Annotated in this window: 1 protein-coding gene and 1 pseudogene; one reads left to right on the plus strand and one right to left on the minus strand. The window is 76.0% G+C overall.

Features of this window, described 5'->3' with window-relative positions; genetic code table 11:
• Positions 1-146: 146 nt before the first annotated feature.
• A complete protein-coding gene (locus FM076_RS25950; protein ID WP_173873323.1) occupies positions 147-1562 on the minus strand; it encodes an FAD-dependent oxidoreductase in 1416 nt (471 codons plus the stop codon).
• 133 nt (positions 1563-1695) lie between these two features.
• Between FM076_RS25950 and hemG the strand changes: the two are divergent.
• Positions 1696-2345 (plus strand): annotated as a pseudogene (gene hemG / locus FM076_RS34190) (protoporphyrinogen oxidase); the annotation flags it as partial.

The raw sequence follows: 2345 nt of genomic DNA on the forward strand, positions 1-2345 counted from the left end.
CGCCCCGGCGGGGTCCGGCCGTCCTGACGCGCCGGACCCCCGCTGCCGGCTCCCGCCACCGGCCCCGCCACCCACCCGCGGTCCGGGACCCCGCCGACGGGCTGCGGGCCGTCGTGCCGCGGGCCGTCGGGTTGCACGCCGTCGGGCTACGCGCCGTCGCGGTGGACCGCGGTCGCCGCCGCGGCCTTCCGCGCCGCCACCAGCACCGGGTCCCACACCGGACTGAAGGGCGGGGCGTAGCCCAGGTCCAGGGCCGTCATCTGTTCCACCGTCATACCCGCGTGGAGGGCGACGGCGGCGATGTCCACGCGCTTGCCCGCGTGTTCGCGGCCGACGATCTGGACGCCCAGCAGCCGCCCCGAGCGGCGCTCGGCGATCATCTTGACGCGGATCGGGCGGGTGCCCGGGTAGTAGCCCGCCCGCGTCGTGGACTCGATCACCACGCTGGCGAAGCGCAGCCCCACCTCGGCGGCCTGCGCCTCCAGCAGGCCCGTCCTGGCGATCTCCAGGTCGCACACCTTGCTGACGGCGGTGCCCACCACGCCGGGGAAGGTGGCGTAGTCGCCGCCGATGTTGGCGCCGATGACCCGGCCGTGCTTGTTGGCGTGCGTACCGAGCGGCACGTGCTGGGCGCGGCCCGAGACCAGGTTGAGCACCTCCACGCAGTCGCCGCCCGCCCAGATGTTCTCGTGGCCGCGCACCCGCATGGCCAGGTCGGTCCGCAGCCCGCCGGACCCGCCCAGGGGCAGCCCCGCCTCCCGGGCCAGCTCGGTTGCCGGACGCACGCCGAGGCCGAGGACCACCACGTCGGCCGGGTACTCGGCGTTCTCGGTCGCCACCCCGCGGGCCCGCCCCCGCTCGTCGGTGAGGATCCCGGTGACGGCGGCGCCCAGCACCGTCTCGATGCCCATGCCGCACATCGCCTCGTGCACCAGTTCGCCCATGTCCGGGTCGAGCGTGGACATCGGCTGCTCGGCCTTCTCCAGCACCGTCACCCGGTAGCCCCGTCTGACGAAGGCCTCCGCCATCTCCACGCCGATGTAGCCCGCGCCGACGACGACCGCCCGGCGCCCGTCCCGGCCGCCGCCCCCGCCGTCCTGGGACTCCACCCGGTGCTCCAGCGCGTCGAGCAGCCGCTGGCCGTCCTCCAGCGTCTGCACCCCGTGGACGCCCTCGGCGTCGATGCCCGGCAGCGGCGGGCGCACCGGGACGGCGCCGGTGGCCAGCACCAGGTGGTCGAAGCCTTCCCAGCGCTCGGTGCCCGACCCGTCCCGCACCCGTACCCGCTGCCCGGGAACGTCCAGCTCGACCGCCTCGGTGCCCATCCGCAGGTCGATGCCGCGCGAGCGGTGCTCCTCGGGGGACCGGGCGATCAGGGCGTCCCGGTCCGTCACCTCGCCGCCCACCCAGTAGGGGATGCCGCAGGCCGAGTAGGAGGAGAAGCGGCCCCGCTCGAAGGCCACGATCTCCAGTTCCTCGGGATTCTTGAGCCTGCGGGCCTGCGACGCGGCCGACATGCCCGTCGCGTCGCCCCCGATGACCACCATCCGCTGCGCCGCCATCGCGGACGCTCCCTTCGCCGTACGGCGGGCGGGCGCTCGGCCCCCTGCCGCGGTTCGCTGCCACCGTCACTGTCGCTGATCCACTGCCAGGGCCAACGTTAGGCGCCGGGTACCACTCTGCGAGACTGCCCATATGCACGTACTTGTCATCGGAGGCGGCATCTCCGGCCTGGCCGCCGCGCACCAGCTGCTCGAAGGCGGTGCGCGGGTGACCGTGCTGGAGGCCGGGGCACGGCTCGGCGGCAAGCTGCACACGGGCAGCATCGCGGGCACCACGGCCGTCGATCTGGGCGCCGAGTCCCTGCTCGCCCGCCGCCCCGAGGCCGTGGAGCTGGCCCGCGCCGTCGGCCTGGGCGAACAGCTGCGGCCGCCCGCCGTGGCGGGTGGTGCCCTGTGGACCCGCGGCGCCGTGCGCCCGATGCCCAAGGGCCATGTGATGGGCGTGCCCGGCGACCCGGCGGCCCTGGACGGCGTCCTGTCGCCCGAGGGGCTGGCCCGCGTCGCGGAGGAGGAGCGGCTGCCCCCCCGACGCGCCGGAGGAGGACGTGGCGGTGGGCGCGTACGTCGCCCGGCGGCTCGGCCGCGAGGTCGTCGACCGGCTCGTCGAACCCCTGCTCGGCGGGGTGTACGCCGGGGACGCGTACCGCCTCTCGATGCGCGCCGCCGTGCCGCAGCTGTACGAGGCGGCGCGACGCACCGGCTCCCTGCTGGCCGGGGTGCGTGCCGTCCAGGAGAGCGCCGCGCGGACACCGCAGCCGGCCGGCCCCGTCTTCCTGGGCATCG

Origin of the sequence: Streptomyces albus subsp. chlorinus, from assembly GCF_013302895.1 — a bacterium.
Taxonomy (GTDB): Bacteria; Actinomycetota; Actinomycetes; order Streptomycetales; family Streptomycetaceae; genus Streptomyces; species Streptomyces chlorinus.

Coding starts and splice junctions, on each gene's coding strand:
- FM076_RS25950 (WP_173873323.1), bottom strand. CDS start 1,562: ATGGCGGCGCAGCGGATGGTGGTCATCGGGGGCGACGCGACGGGCATG.